1 protein-coding gene is annotated in these 541 nt (G+C 39.9%); it reads left to right on the top strand.

Going from position 1 to position 541, the window contains the following annotated elements; translation table 11 throughout:
- Positions 1-465 (top strand): hypothetical protein (locus tag AC1DUO_RS26160; protein WP_477989658.1); only part of this gene is annotated, 465 nt, incomplete at its 5' end.
- Positions 466-541 lie beyond the last annotated feature (76 nt).

The following is a 541-nucleotide window of genomic DNA, read 5'->3' as shown; positions in this document are numbered from 1 at the left end:
GTTATGGTGGAGGCTGGGGCCAGATTACACGGGACTATCGCACCCGCTTTATTAGAGCATTGTTATCAGAATACCGTTTTTGATCAGATCTACGAATGCTATTTTTCCGAAAAAAAGGAACAATTGCAGGATGTCATCTTTATCAGGCCTGGTATAGTCACGGATATTCTTAGTGTTCGTTCTGGGGTATTTCCTGTTGCCAGAGTTGAATTGGCAAACAAGCTGAAGAAATTCCCAGGATTTATTGATGCAATAATATTACTTGATCAGGGTGAGCGTTATGAACTGACGTCCACGTTAATCGCATCCCCTCTGAGCGCATGTTTTAGTGACGATAATATCTCTGTGCTAAGCCAGTCTGTAGAACGTTTTGATAACGCCATGCAGGATTTTCTCGACAATGTTATTTTGTCCAGAAAAAACTGGAGAAATATTAATGACATTTATCAGGCATTGCTACATTAAAATTAAGGATATGCGATGACGCCTTTAAGTCATTTTGATGTGGATAAATTCAACCATATGGTTGCTATTTACCGGG

It is taken from the genome of Rahnella sp. P4_A8 (assembly GCF_056402435.1).
Note: the sequence above shows the minus strand (reverse complement) of the source record. Positions and strands in the feature narration are given on the sequence as shown.